Here is a 19,643-nt window from a genome sequence, read left to right as displayed (position 1 = left end):
CCGATGCCTTTTCGTATCCTGAGCGACGGCCTGGATCACCACGGGGAGGGCCTGTCGCGGTCGCGCGGCAGGTCCATGGGGTTGTTCCTCGTGGTGCTCACCGTCATCGTCGTGGGGTTCCTGCTGACGAGGAGCACCCTCCCCCATGAAGAGGCCCTGGAGCGGGTGGCGAAGCATCCGTCGGTCATCCAGGCCCTGGGAGCGCCCATTCACGGCGCCTTCTTCTTTTCAAACCACTCCTACTTCGACCAGCACTCGGGGCATCACGTCACCCAGATGCGGATCAACCTGTCCGGAAGCAAGCAGGACGGTGTGCTGCAGGTGAAGGCGTTCAAGACGGGCACCCTCTGGGGCTTCAGCAATTTGCGGGTGGTGGCGAAGGACGGCAGGGTGGTCACCGTCGTGGGGAGCTACTGACCCCAGTCGTCCCGTTCGGAATCCTGAAACACAGTCGTCACGTCAAACACGGTCAGGAGCAGGAAATGTCGCCAACCATGAAGTGGGTCCTCGGAGCACTCGTGGGGCTGCCCCTGATGTGCTGCGGCTGCGGAGGCATGTGGTTCCGGAGCATGTTCCCCCACGAAGAGGCGTTGGCGCGGGTGACAAACAATCCGAAGGTCATCAAGTCCCTGGGCGCCCCCGTCAGCGGAGCCTTCTTCTTCTCAGGCGAGACCCGTCATCAAGACGATGACGCGGTCGCCGAAATGAAGATCGATCTCTCCGGCAGCAAGCAGGATGGCGTGCTGGAGGTGAAGGCCGTGCAGACCAGCAGGGTCTGGGGCTTCAGCCGACTGCGCGTGGTGGCGGAGGACGGCAAGGTGATCAACCTCGTCGGAGGTCCCTGACCGCCGCGCTCAATAAGCCCACCGGCCAATGGCATACGCGTGGGTGACCTTGTGGTTGAGCCACACGCACAGCAGGGCCACCGTCCAGCGCACCCAGCCGGGCCGGGTGGACAGCCAGTCCCCCGCGAGGAACATCACCGGGAAGAGCACCGCGCCGAAGCGGAACGCGTTGCCGAGGTCTCCCTGGGGCAGCATCACGACGAGTGACAGCAGGGCATACAGGCCCAGGGCCCGGTCCCGTCGGAGCAGCGCCAGCGCGCCGATGAGCCACAGCGCGCCGAAGACGTGGCGCAGCAGCAACCAGCTGCTGAAGCCCTGGTGCCAGGGATTGCCCAGCCAGAGGCCCCGGACGGCACCCCACACGGAGTCGACGTGGTTCCACTCGCGCTGCGCCTTCAGGAACATGAAGGGGTCTCCGGCCCGCGCCCACTCGAAGGCCAGGAGTCCGCCGAAGGCCAGCAGGGCCAGCGCCCCCAGGGAGGCGAAGCGCAGGCAGCGGCCCCGCCATGAGGGTTCGCGCCCTGCGAGCAGCAGCGCGGCGGTGATGGCCACGAAGACGCCCTGGTTGCGCGTCCACACACACAGCGCCACCAGCAGCGCGGAAGGCAGCAGGGCACCGCGCGAGGCGAAGGCCAGCGCGCCAAAGGACAGCAGCAGGAAGAGGCCCTCCGTGTGGTGCGAGTGCAGGGTGAAGCTCGCGGGCCCGTAGAGCAGGAGGAACCAGCCCCAGCCCGTGCCGGGAGTCATGGCGCTTCCCAGTCGTCCCTGGCGGCCCCAGCGCGTGTTCCAGGCGACGAAGGCGACGAGGCACAGCGAGGACAGCAGGCAGCCCAGGAACTGCGGCGGGAGCGTCCCCCCCAGCCCCTGACGCAGCAGCCACACCGTGCCCGGGTAGAGCGGCAGGAAGGCCCAGAGAGGCCACGTGTAGCCTTCGAGCACGATCCGGCTGTAGTGGTTCGAATCCCAGCGATCGAGCATCTGGACCAGCGGGATGCCACGGCTGGCGGACGTCCAGGCCCAAAGCCCGAAGTGGTGGGCCAGCATCAGCGCGGTGAGCGCCCAGGGGACCCAGGCGGGCGTGGCTGACGCCGATGAAGGGGCCTGCGAAGAAGGACTCATGCGAGGGGACCCCACGGGCGGCCAGCGTGTAGCCGGAGCATTGCCCCGGCACAAGCCTTCCCCCCGGACAAAACCGGAAAGGAGAAGTGGCTGGGCCGGGCTATCGTTCCGCCCAAGAGGGGCACCATGAACTTCCCGAGGGAGCTGGTCGAAGCGGTCCGCAGGCACCAGGTCGTCCCCTTCGTGGGCGCCGGCATCAGCATGGGGGTGAAGCGGGGGATGTTCCCGTCCTGGCCCCGCCTGCTGGAGGGACTCGCCGAGCGGATGCAGGAAGAGTCCCTTCCTGAGTCGGCCATCCAAGAGGTGAACCAGCGCATCGCGCAGGGGGACTACCTGACCGCGGCGGAGCTGGCCTTCAAGGACCTGGGGGCCTACCGCTTCAACCGCTTCCTGCGCGAGCGGTTCCGCGTGCGCAAGCCGTCCGACGCGGACCTCTCCGTCATCCACGCGCTCTGGAAGCTGCAACCGCCGGTGGTGATGACCCCCAACTACGATGACGTGCTGCTCTGGGGCCGCGAGGACGCCGAAGCCGTCTCCAACGATCAGGACGACGAGCTCAACCTGATGGACGCCGAGGCATCTCCTGGAACACCGCGCGTCTGGTACCTGCACGGCACCGTCCACCGGCTGTCCACGCTGGTGCTCGCGGGAGCGGATTACAAGCGCCTGTATGGGGATGGCTCCCAGCCGACCGGTTATTCACAGTACACGAACGCGCTGGTGCGTCTGCGGGAGTGGATCCGCTCCAAGCCCTTCCTCTACATGGGTTTCAGCTTCAGCGACCCGTACGTGCTCAAGCAGTTGGAGCACGTCATCGGCATCACGCGGGGGCGCCAGATGCCCAGCTTCGCGCTGATGAAGAAGGGCACTCTCGACCGTGGGGCGCTGTGGCCGAAGTACAACATCCAGCTCGTGGAGTACGAGGACCACGGCGCGCCGCTGGCGGAGTTCCTGCGCGGCCTGGGGGAGGCGGCTTTCGGTCCCAGTCGGGTGAGCCTGAGCATGGAGACGGAGGCGCTGTCCTTCGGGATCGCGCCGGCACCGCCGCAGTCCATGTCGCCCGCCATCCCGGGGCCCGCGCCCGTGGCGCCCACGCCGGAGGCGCTGCCGATCGTGGCGCGTCCTGCCCTGGAGCAGGAATACACACGCATCCTTCAGGGACAACACCGGCTGGTGTTGCTCTCCCCGGAGGACGGAGGCACCCGCGCGCTCGCGCGTCGGGTCGCGGCCCGGTACGGCAACCGCGTCACCTGGCTTGCGCCGCCCAACGTCCCTGACTGCACGGAGGCGGAGTACTGCCGCGCCCTGGCCGGTGACGATGCAGGTGCGAACACGGTGACGAGCTTTGACGCGTTGGTGGAGCACCTGCGGGCAAAGGCGACACGGCTGGGTCGGGAGCACCTGATCATCCTGCGCTACGAGTGGGGACCCTTCGACCACCTGACGGCATTGGGGCGACACCTGCGGCGGATGATGGACGAGCCGTCCAAGGTGCAGTTCCACTTCCTGATCGCGGGCGGAGAGCGCTCCGCGTGGCTCCTGCACAACATGCAGAGCTTCTCGGTGTTCAAGGACGCGCCGCGACGCGAGGTGCCGGACCTCACGGTGGAGGAGGTTCGCCAGTTCCTGGGCAGCGGAGGGCACGCAGGAGCGCGCTGGGCGCGGGAACTCCACGAGGCCACCGGCGGACATCCAGGACTGTTGCGCGAGGTGATGACCACCGACGGTGCACTGGACGCCGCGTCCATCACCGGGAAGCTCGTGCGGGGTCCGTCGCTCCGGGGCGCCGTGCTGGAGTGCCTGCGCGAGGACGAGCGCAACGGCTACACCGGGGAGCGCGGCTGTCATTCGGTGCTCACGAAGCTGCTGGACGGACAGCGCGTGGAGGACCTGGAGCCGCTCGACCACCGGGTGGAGTACCCGGAGGTCCGGCTGTACTTCGCGGGGCTGGTGCGAAGCGATGCCGCGGGCAGGACGGTGCCGCGGTGCAAGGCGGTGGAGCAGGTCGCTCGAGAAGTGCTCGCCCGCAAGGATGTCAGGCCTTGAGTCGATACAGCCGTGCGCTCCTCCTCACCCTGCTGTTGATGGCCACGGGGGTGGCGGCGGAGACACTCGCTCCGCTCGTTCCGGAGGGAGAGCCCGCGAGCATTCTCAGTCGGGCGCAATGGTCATCCGTGGGAATCGTCTTCTCCGTGGCCGTCAGCCCGGACGGCCGAATCCTGGCTTCGGGCTGCGCCGACGAGACGGTGCATCTGTGGGATGTGGCCACCGGGAGGGAGCTGCGGATCCTCAAGGGCCATACGGCGCAGATCTCCTCTGTCGCTTTCAGCCCGGACGGGCGCACCCTTGTCTCAAGCGGTCTGGACATGACCCTCCGGCTGTGGGACGTGGCCACGGGCCGCGAGCTGCGACGTCTGGGGGAGAGCCGGGAGCTCATCCTCTCCGTGGCCTTCAGCCCGAATGGAGCGACCGTTGCATCGGGCGGCATGACCAACACGGTGCGTCTCTGGAACGTGACCACCGGCATCGAGCTGCAACGGATGGAAGGACACCTCGGCTTCGTTCGTTCGGTGGCCTTCAGCCCGGATGGGCGCGAACTCGCCTCCGGAGGTGATGACAAGACCCTCCGTCTGTGGAACGTGGCCACGGGGCGTGAGCGCAATCGCTTGTCGGGCACCACCGCGTCGGTTTCGTCGGTGGCGTTCAGTCCGGATGGACACACCCTCGCCTCCGGCAGCCGGGATGGCACGGTGCAACAGTGGGACGTCGCCAGTGGGAGCGCGGTGCGGCGCCTGGAGGGACATTCCGGCAACGTGTCCTCGGTTGTCTTCGGCTCGGACGGGCACACCCTTGCCTCCAGCGGCGAAGACAAGACCGTCCGCCTCTGGGATGTCTCCACCGGACGCGAGCTTCGACGCATGGAGGGACACACCGCCGCGGTCTATTCGGTGGCCTTCAGCCCGGATGGACGCACCCTCGCATCAGGCAGCCATGACAGCACGGTCCGGCTGTGGGACGTGGCCTCCGGCAGGGAAGCCCAACGGCAGGACGGGCGACACTCCGCCGAGGTCTTCTCCATCGCCTTCAGCGAGGACGGACGCACCCTCGCGTCGGGCAGCGATGACCACACGGTCCGGCTGTGGGATGTGGCCAGCGGCCGGGAACTGCACCATCTGGAAGGCCATTCCACGGACGTCTTGTCCGTGGCCTTCAGCCCGGACGGTCGCGCCCTCACATCGGGCAGCGAGGATGGCGCGGTCCGGCTGTGGGATGTGGCCAGCGGCCGGGAACTGCCCTCGCCGAGGGGAGGCGCCTCCCCCATCCGGTCGCTCGCCTACAGCCCCGACGGACGCACCCTGGCCACCACCGGAGACGCGACGATTCGACTCTGGGACGTGGCCACCCGCGCGGAGCCACGCCTGCTGGAAGGACACTCCAGTCCTGTCCTTTCAATCGCATTCAGCCCGGATGGGCGAATGCTTGTCTCAGGCGGCGAGGATGGCACCGTCCGGCTGTGGGACGTCGCCACCGGGCGCGAGCGCCGGCGCATGGAGGGGCACACGGCCGTCGTCTGGACGGTGGCGTTCAGCCCCGACGGACGAACCCTTGCCTCGGGGGGCGATGACAACAGGCTCGGCGGAGACAACAAGGTCGTGCTGTGGGACGTCGCCACCGGGCGCGAGCGCCGGCGCCTGAAAGGCCATACCCAATTCCTGACATCCCTCCGATTCAGCCCGGACGGACGCACCCTCGCTTCCGCGAGCGTCGACAAGACCATCAGGTTCTGGAACATCGCGACCGGAAACAACTCGCGGACCCTGACGCTGACAAGCCATGTGCAAGCCATCGCCTTCGCGCCCGATGGAAACACCCTGGCTTCAGGGGATGGCGACGGAGCGGTGCGCCTGTGGGCCTCCCAGGGAGGAAAAGCCCTGCGAGGGCTGTTGCGCGGAGCTGGCAAGGGATGGCTGGGCCACATCGAAGGACAACCGGTCTTCCGCCATGACGACGGTCGCTTCCTCTACCAACGACAGGCGGATGGCGCGCTCGAACCCATCCTGCCGCCAGAGTCCCCGCTACGCCCCTGGCTCTCCACGCGCGCGGTGCTGCGCAAGGCTCCGGGAGACTTCGGGGATGCGGGAAGCCTCGTCGTCACGCTCACCAACGATCCGGGCATCGTGCGGGCCTATTGGCTCCGGATCGAGCCCGTGGAGCTACCTCCAGGATTGATGCTCCTGCCTCCGGCGCCGCTGCAGCACCTGGACGGGGGCCAGACCGCGGAGCTCCAGGTGGGCCTCTCCTACTTGAGGCCCGAAGGCGCCCCCTATCCACTGTTTTCGACAGCCCGCTTCAGACTTGTTCACGCATTCGGCAGCGAGCCCGCGGTCGAGGTTGCCCTTGATTTGCAGACACCCCAGTTGGAGATGGTGAGCGCGCCTTCCATCAAGGACAAGACCCTGAGCGTCACCCTCCAGAACAGGGGAAAGCAATCCATCGGGCCGCTCCTCTTCAACAGCGTCTTCCAGACAGGAGAGACGAAACAGGCCGGCCCCCAGCAGGAATTCAGCCTGGAGGCCGGGGAGGAGCAGGCGCTGAAGTTCGCCGTTCCTCCTGCCTTCATCCAGAGGGACAGCTTCTCCTTCAACGTCACCGCGACCTATCAGCGGTGGCCCCGCATGTGGACCTTCTCCGAACCCGACGTGAAGGTTCCCAGCCCCTTCACACCCTATGTGGCCTTGGCCCTGGGAGCGCTCCTGCTCTTCGCCGGCGTGTACTACGCGCGCGTCTACCGGAACCCCCTGGTGGTGGACACCCAGCGGTCTCCCTCCGCGATCAAGCGCTATCCCCTGGAGCAGATGGCCGCGGCGGATCAGGCCCTGCGGCGCGCGAAGCGGCTCGACTCCGTGGTGACGGCCGCCGGCATCCCCGCGACCCGATGGGAGCGTGCGCTCCGAGGCTCCAGGGAGCCCCAGGTCGTGGCCACCGCCTTCGCGGAAGCCATTGGCGGCAGGCTCGGCCCGAGCCTGGTCACCAACACCTGGGCGCTCACCCTGCCCACCCTCCGGCTGCGCTTCTCGCGGGACACCGCCGTCGTCGTCATCGATGGGACGCGACTGGAGTCTGGCGAAGCCGAGCGCCGCATGGCGGATGTCTTCCAGGAGGGCCAGGGTCCCAGCCAGGTGCTCGTGTTGGACCGCACGGAATCCCAGAACGCGCGTCAGGTACTCGAAGGCGTGCCGGGTGTACGCTGTGTCGTACTGTCCGCCAACGGGCTGCGGGACCTGCTCCTCGCGGATGAACCCGTGCGCCTCTTGGAGGCCACCATCTCCGAACAGGTCGCCGTCTCCGAGTTGTCGCCCTATCAGGTCGCCGGCGGCGTGAAGGTGGACCCCCTGTTCTTCGGTCGCGAGCGCGAGGTGCGCGCCATGACCGACCGCACGGTGCGCAACTTCCTCGTGGTGGGCCAACGCCAGATGGGAAAGAGCAGCCTCCTGCTCGCCTCACTCCGGCGGCTCCAGGCGCGCTCGGACCTGGACGCCTGCTACGTGGAGCTCGCGGACCCGGACCTGCATCGCCGCCTCGTCCGGGAACGCGAGCGCATGCCTTCAGCTGGTGCCGCCCTCCCCTCCTTCGAGGAGGTCGCCGCCGGACCGATTTCACGGCCCCGCGTGTGGCTCATCGACGAGGCCGACGACTTCATCCGAAGCGAAGCCCAGTCAGGCTTCCCGGTGTTGCAGGCCATGCGCGCACTGGCCGAGGAAGGCCGCGCGTACTTCATCCTCGCGGGCTTCTGGGACCTGTACCGCGCGGTGGTGCTCGACGAGAAACAGCCCCTGCGCAACTTCGGTGAGCACCTCCGGTTGGAACCCCTGGATCCCCGGTCGGCGTTGTCACTCGTCACCGAACCCATGGTCGCCCTGGGCCTCCACTGGGATGCCCCCTCCACCCCCGAGCACCTGCTGGAGCAGACCGGGCGCCGGGCCAACCTGCTGGTACTGGCCTGCAAGGGATTGGTCGAATCCATTCCATCCGACCTCCACGTCCTCACGCGCGAGCACCTGGAGCGCGTCCTGCGCGAGGACAAGGACCTGCGCGACCAGGGCCGGCGCTGGCGGGGAGAGCACCCGCTCCACCGCGCCGTGGTGCGACAGGCCCTGCTGCTGGGACGCCCCACGCGCGGAGAAGTCAGACAAGCGCTGCTCGCCCACGGCACGGACATCCGCGCGGTGGACTTCGATGAGGCCATGGACCACCGCGAGCTGAGCTACGTGCTGGTGCCGGACGGCGACGGCCGCCTGTACTGCCCCGTCCCCCTCATGCAGCGCTACATCGAATCCGAGCGGAGCCTGGAGACAGGGCTCACCGAGGACCTCAAGGACCTGCGCAGCCAGGGGCTCAGCGAGGTCCCCAAGCCCGCGTGACGCGAACTGACTCCGCGCGCATCAGTTCTAACGGCACCGCCCGCGCCTCTGGGTAGAGGTCAAACAGCAGGCCTACCCCAGGCCGCCCAGCGGGCATTCGGTTGGAAGCAGCGAAACTCATCCTCCAGTCGCGCAGCCGATACCAGCAAAACTAGAATATCAATATTCTCTCAGGGGAGTGTGCAGGCTTCGAAGCGTGGCTCAAGAACGCTAGAACGAGGATCGCTGGGTGGTGGTCGTGGTCGCCCCCTACAGCAACCTCCCCACGCTCTACGCGAACGAGGGGGGCTGATGCGCCCCAGTTTCCGAATCTCGCTTCAACCCATTTCCTGAACGCCCTGGGACTGTGGTTGACTCGCGCGCTACCGGGCAGACGCCCGCGGGACTCCTCACATGGTGGTGAAAGCCTTTGCCCCCGGAGAACCATGCCAGTCCGTGGCGAACAGAGAGTGATACGCAGTGGTGCTCCGAGTCGAAAGAAGCAGTTCCCCCACGATGAACCGAGTATCCCCGTGCTCCGCTCCGGGGCATTCGTCGTCGTGGTTGAGGGAGCCGATGGGATAGGCCGAAGCGTGGACGTCCAAGACGGCCACGTGGAAATCGAGTACTTCGTCTCACCAGTTGGACCCCAATTGGTACGCCGCGTCGCGCGGCGCGCTCAGGTACGAGAGGTAGAGCTTCCACGCTGGACGAGTGTGTTCTGGCAGGACGGAGCAGGTGCGTGGCGACGCGGCCATGTGGATGGAGGACGGGTGGCCGCAGCAGCACTGAATACCCGCGAGGACCACTACCACGTCCGATTCCCCAACCAATTGGAAGGGCGCATCCCAGCATCCGAGGTTCACGTCCGCTGGGCCCATCCAATCGCGGACCCGATCGACTACCTCGCAGCACGCATCACGGATACGCCGTTCTACTTTCAGGGGCGCCAAGCTCTCGCCACCTACCTCGCACGTCAGCGAGGATCGTTCGGAGGCATCACGGCGCTCGCTGCGTCCGGCATCGAGTTCTACCCACACCAGATCTCCGCAGTGCAGAAGGTGCTCTCCGACCCCGTCCAGCGCTACCTTCTGGCGGACGAGGTGGGGCTGGGTAAGACCATTGAGGCGGGCATCCTCATCCGCCAACACCTTATCGACTTCCCACATACGGCACGCGTCCTGGTGGTGGTGCCCGACCATCTCCAGGAACAGTGGCAGGAGGAACTGCGCACCCGGTTCTCGATCCGCCGCTCGGATCCCATCTTCTTCGCAACCTATTCCGAGTTGCTCGCGACCTCCAGCTCCTCGGCCAAACCCTTCACCCTGCTGGTGGTGGACGAGATTCACCAGCCCGCGCTCGGCGCATTCGAGAGGGGCGCGCGAACGCACGAATTGTTCGAGCGCCTTGTCCACTTCGCCCGCACCACCCCGCGCATCCTCCTACTGTCCGGTACGCCAGTCCTGCATCAGGAGGACGGTTTCCTGGCAATGCTCCACCTGCTGGACCCAGCGGCCTATCCGCTCGAGGAGCGCGAGGCCTTCCGGCGTCGCGTCGCAGAGCGCGCGGAGGTGGCGCAGTGCGCTGCGGAACTGGCTGACGAGACCCCCGCCATGTTCGCCGAAAATGCTGTCGAGCGGCTGGCGAGCCTCTTCCAGGACGACACACGACTGACCGCGCTGTGCGAAGCGGCCCGGCGGGAACTCACACAGGCAGGAGACACGAGCTCCCGGCAGGCCACCCGGGCGCTCCGGCGCCACGTCGTCGAGACGTACCGGCTCCACCGGCGCATCATCCGGACCCGGCGCGAAGATCCGCGTCTGAAAGAGCACCTCGCCCGCCGTCCCGGACTCGAGCGGATACCATGCACCGACCCAGCCCGCGAAGCCGCGGCCAAGGCCCTCGCCCGCTGGTACGGCTCCCTCCCTCTGGACATTGACGGAAAGCCCCCTGAATCCGCGCGGTCCCTCTTCGCCACTCTGGTGGAGGCCTCGCTCTCGCATCCCTGGGTGCTCGCCCGGGTCCTCCGTCAGCGGCAGGCCGCGCTCACCATGTGGAAGCAGGTGCCTGAGCCGCTGGGCGTTCCCTCCCTGTTCGCCAATGAGGCCGCGCTCGTCTCGGAGGTGCTGCAGCGCCTGGACGAACTGCTGACCGACGAGCCTCGGGTGCAGCGGCTCGTGGAGTGGCTCCGTACCACCAAGAAGAAGTGTGTGGTCTTCGTCGACGACGAAGAGGTGGCGGAACGCGTGGTCTTGGAACTGCGAGCCGCGATAGGACCCAACGCCGTCGCGTGGGTGGGCGAACTGCAGGCTGGTTCAGATTCGGAGCGGGAAGCCGAGGAGGAGGACGGCGACGAGGATCCGCCGCCGGGTCCCGTCGCCCGCTTCGGGGAGGGCACCGCCACCCGCGTGCTGGTGTGCGACCGCCAATCGGAGGAAGGTCTCAACCTCCAGCGCATTCGCGCGTCCGTGGTGTTCTACGACCATCCCCTTTCGCCTCCCCGCATCGAGCAGCGCATCGGCCGTGTGGACCGACTGGAGGCACTTGCCAAGCTGCAGTTCTTGGGCTTCGAGCCAGTGGGCGCCTTCGAGGAACAGTGGCTCAAGTACCTCGAGGAGGCCGTGGGGCTCTTCCGCCAGTCCGTCGCTCCGCTGCAGTACGTCCTGGCCCGGTCGGTCGAACGGGTGCGGCACCTCCTCGCCAGCGCCGGTGCCGAGGCCATCTCCATTGAGAGGGGACGGCTCCTCGATCCACAGGAGGGCCTGGAGGCCGAGCGCCGCCGCATTCTGGAACAGGATCTACTGGATGCCCTCGAAGCGAAACCAGGAGAGGAGCAGCGGATCGAAGCAATGGGCGAGGAGGACGAGAGATCCGGCGAGGATGCTCCCGATGCCTTCGCCGCATGGCTGGAACAACGGCTGCAATTCCGCCGCGACAACTCCGGGGATGACACCTTCAGCTACGTTCACACGCCGGACACGAAACTACCCCTGCTCGACGTTCTTGAGCGCTTCTTTGACCATGCGGACCGGCAGGCTGCCGGGCGCCGACGGCGCGACCAGTTCCCCTTGGGGCCGTTCACCTTCGAGCGCGACGTCTCCGAGGAGGGCACCGCAGACCTGCTCCGGGTGGGCCACCCGTTCGTGGAGGCCGTGGAGGCGCTGCTCCACGCGGATGATCGCGGCGCGGCCTTCGCCTGCTGTCGCTACGAGCCGTCGTTGCAGGACCGACCGGCATCGCTCTATTTCCGTTTCGACTTCGTCGTGCAGGCGGACGTCTCCAGCGCCCAGGATCAACTCCCCAGCGACTGGGCCTCACCTGAGGCGCTGCGGCGCCGCGCGAATGCCCTCTTCCCCGTGATGCAACGCATCCTGTGGTTCGACGCCAACGGGCAGCATGTCGAGGACTCCGCCCTGCTGCAACTGCTCGAACAGCCCTACTCGCGCAGGCTCCGCCCGGATGGAGGCCGGGACGTGAATCTCCGACAGGAACGCTGGAAGCTCGCCGACGCCCTGCTTCCTATCCCGGATTGGAATGACCTATGCCACCGAGTGAGGGAACGCGCCGAGGAAGTGCTCCGGTCCGGGCCCGATTTCGTGTCCGCCTGCGAGGCGGCCACCACGCGCTTGCGTGAGGAAACCTTCGAGGTGGATGCGATCCTTGAGAGCCGGCTCTCACGCCTGTCTGGAGCCGTACGCGAGGCAGAGACACGTGCCGCGTTAGCCGAAAAAGCCATCGCGCAGTCGCTCACCGAAGGTGTCGCGCGCCCTGCCGTGCGGCTCGATTCCGTGGGAGCCATCTACCTCGGCGGCATGGCCCTCGAAGTGACCGACTGAGATGTCCCATCTCCTCGACCTGCAGAACTTGGTGCTTGGACGCCCGGCCCCAGGACTGGATGACGCCCTGCTTTGGCGGATCTCCGACGCGCTCTCGCGGCGCGGAGAACGGGGAGGCGCCGGCCCTGCGGACATCGCCGCACTCATCCGGCAGGCTCTCTGGCGCGCCTCCCTGCTGGAGGGAGGCGAGCCCGTGCTGCGCGTGCCCGCTTCTCCCGGCTGGCCCACTGCGGCAACGTGGCGCGACTTCCACTGCTCGGTGGAGCTGGCGGATGCCATGCACCTGATTGTCCGGGCCCGTTCCTGGTCTCCGTCATGGCTCGGCCAGGAGGCGCCAGAAGCCGCACGCGATGTGGACGATGCCATCGCTCTGAGGTCTCGCCGCCCGGCGGACCGCCAGCGCGCCGCGGACCCGGTGCTGACGGAAGTGCTCCCGGGCTACCTATCCTACACGTCCCCCGGTCAGCGCGAAGCCGTGCGCGCGGCATTCCTCCTGCCCCCTGGGGACACAGTGCTCGTGAACCTGCCCACTGGCGCCGGCAAGACGCTGGCGTTCCAAGCGCCGGCCCTGCGGTTCGCGGACCAGGGCGGACTGGTGGTGGTCATCGTGCCGACCGTGGCCCTTGCGCGCGACCAGGAAGAGCGATTCCTGGACCTGCTGCGAACCAGCCCAGGACGCCCCCGGATCCCCGCGAGGCTCGCGTTTCATTCCGGTCTGACGGATGAGGAACGCGGCGACATGCGGCGGGCGATCCGCGAAGGCACCCTCCCCATCCTCTTCACTTCGCCCGAAGCCGCGCTCGGTTCCCTGAAACATCTGCTCCTCGATGCAGCGAGTTCGGGGCGACTGAAGCTGTTCGCGATCGATGAGGCGCACATGGTGAGCCAGTGGGGTGAGGGCTTCCGGCCCCACTTTCAGATGCTGGCGGGGCTTCGCCGCGCCCTGTTTCAGGCCTGCGACGCCAGTGGGCACCCCCGGTTCCGTACGCTCCTCCTGACCGCCACGCTTACCCCGAGCGCCTACGAGACACTGAACGCCCTCTTTGGCGATGGGAAGAGGTGCCATCTCGTATCGGAGACGTACCTACGCCCGGAAGCGGTCTACCTCCTCCACCAGGCGCCCGATGAACCGGCTCGCATTCACCGCGTGCTGGACGCACTGCGCGTGCTCCCCCGCCCCCTCATCCTCTACACGACCACGCGGGACCATGCGGACGCGTGGCACGCTCGCCTCCACCAGGAGCAGTTCCTACGCACGGTCGTCGTAAAGGGAGGCGATCTGGCGGACCCGGAGAACGAGCACCTTCTGCGCGACTGGAAGGAGCGGCGGCTCGACATCGTGGTGGCCACCTCCGCGTTCGGCCTGGGAATGGACCTGGAAGAGGTGCGCTCTGTCGTCCATGCGTGTGTTCCCGAGACGATTGATCGTTATTACCAGGAGGTCGGGCGGGGCGGGCGCGACGGGAATGCGTGCGTGTCCCTCCTGGTATGCACCGCGGAGGACTTTCGGACGGCCGAGAACCTCTCGAGTGACCTGCGGATCGGTCCGGAGCGCGGACTTGAGCGCTGGCGCTCCATGTTCACCCAGCGAGGGTCGGGGCGCACATCGGGAGTCCACGTCTTGCCGCTCGACGCAATCCCATCAGGATACACCGCCTCCAGCCAGCGCAACGAGTCCTGGAATCTCCGGACGCTGGTCTTGATGGCGCGCACGGGGTTCATCGACTTCGCGCTCGCGCCGCCCCCGGAGATTCAACGCGTCCCGGAGGAGTCCGACACCCAGTTCGAGACACGCTTGCGTGCGGTGCTGGAGAAATCCTCTCGCGAAGTCGCGGTTCGCATCCACGATGGTAGGCACTCGGATCAGGAAGCATGGGATGTGCTCTTCCAGGAGGTACGACGCCGGCTTGCTCGGGCGGACGAGGAGGCATTCCTGCTGGTGAGGGAACTGGGCCACCTGCGGCGGCCCCTCTCGGAACTCCTGCGACAGGTGTACGCCATCCCCGAAGCCGACATCTCGCTGCCTCCCTACGCCCTCCGCTGCCCGGTAACGCGCGGCCACGGGTACTCTGCGGACCCGCCCTCCTTCTACGACCCCACGCTCCTTACGCTCGAAGAGACCTGCGCACGCCCAAGCCCGCAGGTCGCACGATTGTTCTCTGAGGCCCGCGAGGGCGGGTGCCTGTGGGTGGCCTACGCGCCTCCCTCAGGCGATAGCGCGACGCGCTGGGAGTGGAACCAGTTCCTCCGCGATGTGCTCCTGCGGCTCGCCACGCACGGAGTCACCGAGTTCGACCTGCCGGAGTCCATGGCTGATGCGGCGCTCTGGAAGGATCTGGCGGCACACTCCCCCTGGCGCTTCGTGTGTCGCGCCGACCCGCCGCAAGAGTGGGGACCGCTGTACGAACCGCCCCGGGCGCGCCTTTCGCTGCTACCTCCTCAGGCCAGCGCGGTTGAACTCCGGCGCGTGCTGCAGGCCCGCAACCCCGTACACATCCTTCTCCTGCCCCAGCACACGCCCGACCCGGAGCGGCCCGACCGCACCGCGTGTGCGGTCCGGCACTCCCTCGACATCAGCCAGTTCATGATGAGGCTCGACACATGGGTATCCTCAACCTGACCAGCGACGGGATTCCGTCTGCCCTGGTCGCACTCCATGGCGCTCTCCGGAGCTTCGGGCCCATGCCACGGAATAGACTCCTCGCGCTTTGCGATCCTCCGTCACTCGGAGGTGGACGAGACTTGGCACGAAGGACGCTAAATCGCTGGACCCAGCTCGGAGCCTTCGTCGAGCGCGGCGAGGACACCGTGCTCGCGGAGCCGCTTAAAGCCCTCGTTCCCGGCGATCTCGACGGGCTGCGCCGGGAGTTGATCAAGCTCGTGCTTCGCCCCGAGAACAACCCCGGAATCGGAGCGCAGGGCTCGGGCGCCACCGGGGCCTCTGACGACAACGAGGAGAGTGCCACTGAGGACGAGGGTGAAAGTGGACGCACCACTTCTCTTGCCACCGATTTCACGCTCGCCACGGCCTGGGCGTTCCTCCAGGATCCTTTCATCTTCAGCATGAAGCGCGACACGCTCGAGCGGCTGCGCAATGCGCAGAACCCGAAAGTAGCCCTTCTCCGCAATGACACCCGGTGGAACGGTTTCGGAGAGTGGGCGCCCTTCCTCGGCATGGCGACATTCTTCTTCGGAGGCGAGTTCATCCTCAGCCCGGCGTTCGCAATCAACGGCGTCTTGAACGAGGTGTTCCTGAACGAGAACAGTCTGCCCCAGGCCACCTTCCTGGAACGCATCGCCCGCGCACTGCCCGTCATCGATGGCGGGGTGTACAACGTAGCGATGCTCGAACTACTAGGGAGCCCCTGGCGCCGCCTGACGCCCGGAGAGGTATCCCCGTGCCTCTCACTGGCACTCGGGCAACTTCAGGCGGCGGGCACCCTCCGTCTACTCGACTTATCGGACGCGCCGCAACGCACCCTGCTGGGCCAGGAGGGTCGTCCCATCCGGACATTCACCCATGTCGAACTGGGGTCGCGGTGATGGGCCAGAGACTCCAGGAATTCTGGCCGACCGATGCCGCCCTGCGAGAATGCATCAAGGGCGATGCCGAAGCGGCGAACGAGGCCGTGCTCCTCGCGGTGCACCAGCGCATTCGCATGCAGCGCAGCGACTTTGGCGCGAGCGGTGCTCCGACCCCGTGTACCGAGAGGGAGGTGCTCGCCGCCTTGCTCGCGCCCAGCGCCGATGGGCGTGTCATCGTGCCCATCGTGGGCACGTCGGGTGTCGGCAAGTCGCACGTCATTCGGTGGCTCAACGCGCATCTCCAGCACGATCCGGATGCGAAGCGGCGGGTAGTCATCCGCATCCCCAAAGGCAGCAGCCTCCGGGGTGTTTTGGAACTGCTCCTCGGTCACGACGCATTGGCCGGCGAGTCCTTCGAGCACCACCGCAAGAGCCTTCGCCGAGCTCACGAGTCGCTCGGAGCGGAAGACACGGCGCACATGCTGTGCGAAATGCTCGCCCAGGTGCTGGAGAGCGCATCCAAGGAGGCGCAAAGGCGTCGGGCTACTAGCAGCACGCTGAGCGAACTGGAGAAGTTCCAGGAAGCGCTGGGCGATGGCAGGATACTCCCCGCCCTCCTGCGCAACCAGTACCTCCGGGGCCACCACTGGATCCAGAAACCACCGAACGGAAATTCGGGCCCGGTGTCTCAACTTGTCGAGCAACTGTCACAGGCTCGGTCTGCGGATGAAGAGGATGACCGCAAGCGCCTCTTCGAGGCGGCAGACCTCTCCTTCTCCGAGTCCATGGATAGGAACCAACTCGGCCTGGACGTGCAGCGTGCTGTCGCGCTCATGGCTCGGGAGAGCACGCGAGCCGGCGCGGCCCGCGTCCTCAATGCGGCGCTCGACACGGCCAAGGGTCGCCTACTGATGCTTGAGCAGACGGTCGGCGGAATCTTCGAGGACGTACGCCGGGAACTCCATGTGCAGAAGAAGGAGCTCGTGCTCCTCGTGGAGGACTTCGCCATGATGGCGGGCCTCCAGGGTCAGATCCTCCAGGCCATCATCCAGGAAGCGGTGCGAGACGGCCGCCAGATCATGTGCACCCTGCGCACTGCGCTCGCTTACACGCCCGGCTATTTCGATCCGCCGGATACCTTCCGGACGCGCGCGGTCTCGGAGTGGATCATCCCCGACAGCCCCGGTGACGAGGAGGAACTCCTGGGCCGTGTCGAACGGCTCGTCGGCGCGTACCTCAACGCGGCCCGGATCGGGGTCAAGGGGCTGGAAGAAGGACTGGCGGCCGCAGGCGGTGCGCGGCAGAGCATTGAAGACGGGGACTGGGTATCGCGGGCGGAGCAGCCTGGCGGAGCGGACGGGCGCATCCTGAAGGACTTCGGCCTGAGCGAAGAAGGCAATCCCCTGTTCCCGTTCAACCGGGATGCCATCCGGGTGCTCGCGCGGGAGAAGTCCACGCGCAATCGCACGCTCGTCTACAACCCCCGAATGATCCTCCAGAACGTCCTCAAGAAGGTCCTCCAGCAGCGAGAGGCCTTCCTCCAGGGCACGTTCCCCCCGCCCGGCTTCAGGGCCCAGGAGACCCTACCCTCGCCCAAAATCCGTGCATGGCTCGACTCTCAGCCTCTGCAAGATTCCGAGCGCAACATCACGCTCCTCGCGTACTGGTACGCGAGCGCGACGACCTCAGCGGAGCTCGCGGGCCGACCGACCGCCATCTTCGAAGCATTCGGCCTCAAAGCGCCCTGGAAGGAGACGAAGAGCGGGCAGATGACTAAGCCCGAGCCGGTGACGAAGACCGGGACTGGGACGGCGCCTCTCGGGCCCGTCACGCTACCACCCACGAGTCCGTCCGTACCCCCAACGTCCCCCAAGCCAGCCGGGCCCGAGGCCGAGTGGGCGGACACCCTCGAACGCTGGCAGCGAGGCGAGATGCTCGTCCAGGCCCGGCTCCGCAAGCTGCGCCCGCTGCTCGCGAGCGCGATCTTCGGCGCCATCGACTGGAGTTGGTCGCTCGTGCGCTTCCGCAGGAAGTTAGAGACGATCTGGGCGGAATCTATATGGCTCCCGTGCTCATTCGGCGTGGACATGCGCCCTCCCGAGCGCTCGATGTGTGTGGTCTGCACCGATGCTGAGCGCGCCGACCCCATCAAGGGGACCCGCATCGCGCGCGGCCTGCTGGCCCTGGTACGCCGGGATCTGCATGGAGGCTGGACGTACGACGGCGCGGACGAAGACCTGCCCCACTGCATGGCTCTGGTGGACCCCCTCGTCGCTCGGACCCGAGCCTATCTGCTCCAGCGTCCCTTCGAAGGGGAAACGGACCCCACCCCGACGCTGGTATCAGGACTGCTTGTCGGAGCCCGCGCGCTGGGTCTCGAGGGGGCGAGGGCGCAAGACCTCGAGAAACTCATCGAGGCGCTCTTCGTCCCAGCGAGTAAAGTGCCGGCACTGTCCCCTGCGGCCGGAGAGTGGGCAGAGGCCGAACGCGCACTGATCGCCATCCGGAGTGACGCAAAACCGGACCCGAAAGTGGACGCACGGATCTCTTCCTGGCGAACGCTTCTGCTCGATTGGGTAGGGGCGCGTCAGGGCAATGGTGAAACCGTTGTCGCGGTGGATGTCGCCCGCCTGAAACCGCTCGTCGAAACCACGACGAAGGACTGGAGCATAGTGAAGCCTCCAAGCCCGATTGGGGAGGCTGCGGATGGATTGTCCATTCACTTGAAGGGCCTCACCCGCCTTCCCGTAGCGCTGAAGGAGGAATCGGATCGGGTCGGCGCATGGCGCCAGCGTATGCAAGAGGCGTTCACTCCCGGACTGAACGGCGAGTCGAAGACCGCCACGCTCGCCGAACTCCGCAAAGCCATCGAGAGTGCCGAGGCCGCTGGTGAGTTCACTGTGAGCCAGGGCGACAAGTCGCGGGAGTTGCTCCAGCGATTCCAGGGCGAGAAGGCCGTAGAGGCCTTCCAGGCTGCATCCGAACTCGCGGCCGCGAGCGACCAGGGCACCCGGCTCCGGTCACTCGGAAGACAGTACGAACCAGCGCGCACTGTGAGCGATGAGCTCGTGAAGACCATGCAAGAATTCTTCAGCTCGCTGGAGTCGAAGCTCGAGGCCTTCCAGGCGCGAGTGGGCGAGCATCCCGAACGGGACGCAGTGGAACTCCTGCGCACGGAACTGGATGAGATGAACGCACAGCTCGGAAGGGAGACACCGTGAACCTGCTGGAGCGCGCGAAGAATCTTCAGGACACCCTCTCCGCAGTGTCCAGGATCAAGGAAGAGGAGACCACGGCGAAGCTCCTCCGGGACCGTCAACTCCAGCTGGCGGAGCTCCGCCAGCGCATCCATGAGGCCCGCCAGAAACTCGAGGTACTGCGTCCCCATGGCATTACAGCGCCGACCCCGACTGCCTCCGCAGAGTTGACAGAACGGTTGACGGAATGCCGTGCCGCGCTGGTCCAGACGTCACGCATCGAAGACACACTGTGGAGGCCCATGGTGAAGTCGCTTCAGGGGCTCTCCACCCGGCACGACAACACGGTGAAGGGCGCCATCAAGCAACGCTTCGACACAGTGGACGCCCTGAAGCCCCAGTCTGTCGCAGCCCTGGCGGAGGCTCTCGGCAGATTGCAAGAGTTCCAGTCCATCCAGGCCGAAAGGTCCTCGCTCGTCAGTACCGAATGGGAAACCAAGGGCGTGAAGGACCTTGCCCTCTTGTTGAAGAGCGCGGCGAACCTCCTCGACCGCTGGGAGCGGATTCGCTTTGATGACATTCCAGCGGCGGTCGAGAAGTTTTTGGAAGCAGCCCGCCGAAGCGGGGCTCCCATTGATCGGTTCACCGATGAGGTGAAGGCCTGGCTGGAGAAGAACGGCCTGCTCTCTCGTGTCCGGATTTCGCTCGCGAAGGAGTGAC

The 19,643-nt window shown here is 66.8% G+C and carries 10 protein-coding genes; 9 read left to right on the top strand and 1 reads right to left on the bottom strand.

Going from position 1 to position 19,643, the window contains the following annotated elements:
* Positions 1–3 precede the first annotated feature (3 nt).
* The gene (locus tag OV208_RS30260) at positions 4–417 is read left to right on the top strand and encodes a cytochrome c oxidase assembly factor Coa1 family protein (RefSeq protein WP_267577396.1); all 414 of its coding nucleotides are present in this window, start codon (positions 4–6) and stop codon (positions 415–417) included.
* 77 nt (positions 418–494) lie between these two features.
* Positions 495–845 (top strand): cytochrome c oxidase assembly factor Coa1 family protein, encoded by a 351-nt coding sequence (locus tag OV208_RS30255; protein WP_267577395.1) that lies wholly within the window; start codon positions 495–497, stop codon positions 843–845.
* Positions 846–854: 9 nt separating this feature from the next.
* Here the strand turns inward: OV208_RS30255 and OV208_RS30250 are convergent, their stop codons facing one another.
* The gene (locus OV208_RS30250) at positions 855–1,964 is read right to left on the bottom strand and encodes a mannosyltransferase family protein (protein ID WP_267577394.1); all 1,110 of its coding nucleotides are present in this window, start codon (positions 1,962–1,964) and stop codon (positions 855–857) included.
* 126 nt (positions 1,965–2,090) lie between these two features.
* Here OV208_RS30250 and OV208_RS30245 point away from each other — a divergent pair, with 126 nt between their 5' ends.
* From OV208_RS30245 to OV208_RS30215, 7 genes are all read left to right on the top strand, one after another.
* Positions 2,091–4,010, top strand: coding sequence for an SIR2 family protein (locus tag OV208_RS30245; protein WP_267577393.1), 1,920 nt, complete (start codon positions 2,091–2,093; stop codon positions 4,008–4,010).
* Entirely contained in the window at positions 4,007–8,386 is a 4,380-nt protein-coding gene (locus tag OV208_RS30240; RefSeq protein WP_267577392.1) for a WD40 repeat domain-containing protein, read from the top strand. The genes OV208_RS30245 and OV208_RS30240 overlap by 4 nt, the downstream gene beginning before the upstream one ends.
* A 425-nt stretch (positions 8,387–8,811) precedes the next feature.
* Positions 8,812–12,201, top strand: coding sequence for a protein DpdE (gene dpdE, locus OV208_RS30235; RefSeq protein ID WP_267577391.1), 3,390 nt, complete (start codon positions 8,812–8,814; stop codon positions 12,199–12,201).
* A 1-nt stretch (position 12,202) separates the two neighbouring features.
* Positions 12,203–14,821: a protein DpdF gene (dpdF, locus tag OV208_RS30230; protein ID WP_267577390.1), complete on the top strand. Its 2,619-nt coding sequence runs from the start codon at positions 12,203–12,205 to the stop codon at positions 14,819–14,821.
* Positions 14,803–15,744 carry a protein DpdG gene (gene dpdG, locus OV208_RS30225; protein WP_267577389.1) on the top strand — a complete coding sequence of 314 codons (942 nt, stop codon included), beginning with the start codon at positions 14,803–14,805 and terminating at the stop codon, positions 15,742–15,744. The genes dpdF and dpdG overlap by 19 nt, the downstream gene beginning before the upstream one ends.
* On the top strand, positions 15,744–18,947 hold the full coding sequence (dpdH, locus tag OV208_RS30220) for a protein DpdH (protein ID WP_267577388.1): 3,204 nt from the start codon (positions 15,744–15,746) through the stop codon (positions 18,945–18,947). Before dpdG ends, dpdH begins: the two co-directional genes overlap by 1 nt.
* The gene (locus tag OV208_RS30215) at positions 18,944–19,642 is read left to right on the top strand and encodes a hypothetical protein (protein WP_267577387.1); all 699 of its coding nucleotides are present in this window, start codon (positions 18,944–18,946) and stop codon (positions 19,640–19,642) included. The genes dpdH and OV208_RS30215 overlap by 4 nt, the downstream gene beginning before the upstream one ends.
* The last annotated feature ends 1 nt before the right edge of the window (position 19,643 follow it).

It is taken from the genome of Corallococcus sp. bb12-1 (assembly GCF_026626765.1).
Classification (GTDB): domain Bacteria; phylum Myxococcota; class Myxococcia; order Myxococcales; family Myxococcaceae; genus Corallococcus; species Corallococcus terminator.
Note: the sequence above shows the minus strand (reverse complement) of the source record. Positions and strands in the feature narration are given on the sequence as shown.

Excerpts from the sequence above, each read along its gene's own strand:
- OV208_RS30260 (WP_267577396.1), top strand. The coding sequence starts at position 4 with ATGCCTTTTCGTATCCTGAGCGACGGCCTGGATCACCACGGGGAGGGC.
- OV208_RS30255 (WP_267577395.1), top strand. The coding sequence starts at position 495 with ATGAAGTGGGTCCTCGGAGCACTCGTGGGGCTGCCCCTGATGTGCTGC.
- OV208_RS30250 (WP_267577394.1), bottom strand. The coding sequence starts at position 1,964 with ATGAGTCCTTCTTCGCAGGCCCCTTCATCGGCGTCAGCCACGCCCGCC.
- OV208_RS30245 (WP_267577393.1), top strand. The coding sequence starts at position 2,091 with ATGAACTTCCCGAGGGAGCTGGTCGAAGCGGTCCGCAGGCACCAGGTC.
- dpdE (WP_267577391.1), top strand. The coding sequence starts at position 8,812 with ATGCCAGTCCGTGGCGAACAGAGAGTGATACGCAGTGGTGCTCCGAGT.
- dpdF (WP_267577390.1), top strand. The coding sequence starts at position 12,203 with ATGTCCCATCTCCTCGACCTGCAGAACTTGGTGCTTGGACGCCCGGCC.
- dpdG (WP_267577389.1), top strand. The coding sequence starts at position 14,803 with ATGGGTATCCTCAACCTGACCAGCGACGGGATTCCGTCTGCCCTGGTC.
- dpdH (WP_267577388.1), top strand. The coding sequence starts at position 15,744 with ATGGGCCAGAGACTCCAGGAATTCTGGCCGACCGATGCCGCCCTGCGA.